This window comes from Thiolapillus sp. (genome assembly GCF_048562965.1).
GTDB lineage: Bacteria > Pseudomonadota > Gammaproteobacteria > Chromatiales > Chromatiaceae > Thiolapillus > Thiolapillus brandeum_A.
In genome coordinates this window covers 1-516 of sequence record NZ_JBHNMF010001678.1, presented here as the reverse complement: position 1 = coordinate 516, position 516 = coordinate 1, and the positions used below count along the sequence as shown (strand labels likewise).

The 516-nt window shown below is 51.7% G+C and carries 1 protein-coding gene; it reads right to left on the bottom strand.

What is annotated here, in order from left to right; genetic code table 11:
- On the bottom strand, positions 1-422 hold a 422-nt coding region (locus ACOCD2_RS26180; RefSeq protein WP_305801509.1), incomplete at its 3' end, for a hypothetical protein.
- Positions 423-516: the final 94 nt, after the last annotated feature.

Here is a 516-nt window from a genome sequence, read left to right as displayed (position 1 = left end):
AGTTGTTGCGTAGTGCTTGGTGACCAGGACGTCTGGGGCACCAATAGGTTGTCAAAGGCCGAGTCGATTTTGGGGACTGGGATGTCCCAAAATCTATCACGAGGCCGAAGACACGCTTGCTCCAGATCATACTGAAAGTGACTCTTGGGATAATATTTCCCCGATTGCTTATGCCAGTCTTTTCCTTGGCTCCGACCTTCTGGACAGAGCAGTTCAATACCCCGTTCCTCCGTGGCATCGATCACCTGTTGGTTGAAATAGCCCGCATCGAACAAAGCCGTTTCGATGACACCCTGTTGTTGGGCCTGATCCAGGAGTGAGGTGACGACCTGCGTTTCACTGGAAGGATCCACCGCTTGACCAATAATGATCCGCAACTCATTGACCAATACCGAGGGGTAACTACTCACCCCTATCAGCATAGAGCTGTCCCGAAAAGGCCATTTGAATGGCGACCAGCGGATTGTATCCCTGATTTGCCATGGTCTGCAGGTAACTGGAGATGCGGCAATAGGC